This window comes from Corynebacterium vitaeruminis, assembly GCF_001054325.1.
GTDB classification, from domain to species: Bacteria; Actinomycetota; Actinomycetes; order Mycobacteriales; family Mycobacteriaceae; genus Corynebacterium; species Corynebacterium vitaeruminis_A.
Map to the genome: position 1 here is coordinate 1 of NZ_JVVM01000018.1, position 2,479 is coordinate 2,479.

Annotated in this window: 1 protein-coding gene; it reads right to left on the reverse strand. The window is 52.4% G+C overall.

From position 1 onward, the window contains the following. Nucleotides 1-487: 487 nt before the first annotated feature. A complete protein-coding gene (gene phoA / locus ADA16_RS04225) occupies nucleotides 488-2,044 on the reverse strand; it encodes an alkaline phosphatase (protein WP_048759483.1) in 1,557 nt (518 codons plus the stop codon). Nucleotides 2,045-2,479 lie beyond the last annotated feature (435 nt).

The window sequence follows — 2,479 nt, forward strand, 5'->3', positions numbered from 1 at the left end:
CTCGGGAGGGTGTGGGAGAGTAGGTCGCCGCCGGCATAGAATTTTTTTGTTGTGGTGGGGCGTGGTGCTCATCCCGTGTGGGGTGGGTGCCACGGCCCCTTTTTTTTACACCCAACAGTAAACGCTATTTATACGATGCTCGGTTGCCGTTGCGGTTTTCTTGTAAGTGAGGGTTGTCAGTTAAAGCATAGGAGTGGATTTAGGAAGGTATGACTGGGCTTACTGGTTTCGATATGGCAGCCTAGGATCTTACGGCCTTATGAACCGTGAGTATGCTTTGCTTCTCAATTTCACAAATCGACGGAAATTGACTCTGAATACTAAACCGGTAGCGCACCGTTCAGTTACGAAAGACCTGGTTGAATATCTGCGGTCTTTCTACTCTCAGAACTGTTTGCTACCGGTTTTAATAGTCAATCAATCACTACATCGGTTGCTGTATCCGCACCCGCATGATTTTGATTCGCTCCGTTGCTGACCGGAACTTTTACTTTTCTTCCAGCGTAACCTTGCTGTGGTCGAGGTCAAGGGCATCAGAGATAGTGAAGAAAAGATCTGTCTGGTCGGTCAGGCCAACTACGTTTGCGGCATTGGGGCCGAAGGCCGCGAGACGCAGCTGCGCACCTGTGTGCCCCTGGCTCTCAATGTCGGAGTCTTCACTGGTCGCATACCCGACAGTAAGCATCGAGCCATCTTCGGTAGTCAGATTGCGGGACAGGCCTGGGTAAACAATCTCCCGCGCTTCTTCAACGGAAATATTGTTCTTTTCGGAAATCTTCTCCAGGTCTTCCTGGCTGGCGTTACCGAGAATTTGCGAAGTGTGAGCGTGGTCAGCGGTCACAATCACAAGGGTCTCGCCGTCGTGCTTCGCGAAGTCCAGAGCCTTCTGGACTGCCTCATCGAGGTCAACGGTCTCGCCAATCTGGCCACACGGATTTGCTTTGTGGTCTTCCTTATCAATTGAAGCGCCCTCTACCTGGAGGAAGAACCCATTTTCGTCGTCCTTCAACAGGTCAATTGCTTTCTCCGTCATATCTGCAAGCTTGGGGACATCAGCAGTTCGCTCCGGGTTGTCCGTGCACTTTGCAGCTTCCTCGAGGTAACCGTTCTTTTCAGCCTTTGGTCCCTCCCAGCGAACAGGCATGTTGCCCTCAGAGAAGAGGCCTAGAACAGGCTTATCCTGATTCGCCTCGGTTACTGCGTCGAGTTCGGTGGCATCTGACGCAACGTTAAAGCCCTTCTCCCGTGCGTAGTCGATAACCTTCTTTCCCTTGCCTTCGCCAGCGCGGATGGTTTGATCGAAGGCTTCGGAACCACCGCCGAGCGTGACGTCGGCACGCGTGTCTACAATCTGCTCTGAGATCGAGCCGCGTCCGCCCTTTTCTTTAAGATCGTCGCCGCACTTTTCGTCGTCCTCTGGCCCGTAGCACTTGCGGTCGGATACGTGGGCTGCCAAGACAGCAGGAGTGGCGTCCTGGATTTCGGCGGTCGAGACGTTACCAGTCTTCTTGCCGTTAGCCTTAGCAATCTCCAGGAGCGTGCTCTGCGGATTGCCGTGGATATCGACGGAGATAGCGCCGTTGTAGGTCTTGGTGCCAGTTGCCCATGCGCTACCGGAAGCTGCAGAGTCCGTTACGTAGTCTGGCTTACCGTCCTTGTCGAGAGCGTAGTGAGTGTACTGTCCGGAGACTGGTAGTGCATCGATGCCTTTAAAGAATCCGCCTGCTCCCAATGCGTAGTTACGAGCGACGGTGATCTCGGAGTCACCCATGCCGTCGCCTATCAACAAAATGACATTCTTTGCACCGGTCTGGCTGACAGCATTGCGCACGAATTCAGTCTGATCGCCGTCTAGACGTCGAGCGCCGCCATGCTCGGAAAGGTCACCCTTTGCTTCGCGGTTGGCGATGCTTGAGTCCAGGTCTGCAGCCGTGCCCTTCTCGGCTGCGGTATTGCTCGGCGTTGTTTCGTCTGCTGAACTGCAACCAACAGCCATTAGAGCGACAGTACTCAGCGCCAATCCCATCTTGAACATACGGTTCATGAGTTCTCTCCTGACAAGAGCAAACCTGCTCTATTAGAAATAAAAGTTACAAATCTATAGTCGAGGATGAGAATTTCTTAGAGATTGAAATGGGGTTAACTCTATATAAACCTCCGGTGCGCCATTACTGCTTTACGACGGGCATTGCGACGCATCTCCTTATGTATGTTGTAGTCGCGTCGCATCAAGCCTGTGAATGTACTTACACACATAGTGAAAAAGCTACATGACCAGCGAATTCGCCTTATCTGGCAATTGTGTGTAATGTATTCGGGGTCAGCGCGACGGGGTGATGAAGTCGCTAGTCGCAATGGCAAGGGGAAAGTTTACCTAGTATTCACAGTCAATTTGACTTGTGTTTGTAGCGAAGGTAGAGTTTCCAACTGCTGCTCACGGGGTGGCTGCTGCTTGGTTGTGGTGGTTGTTTTGTGGGTG

Coding starts and splice junctions, on each gene's coding strand:
- phoA (WP_048759483.1), bottom strand. CDS start 2,044: ATGAACCGTATGTTCAAGATGGGATTGGCGCTGAGTACTGTCGCTCTA.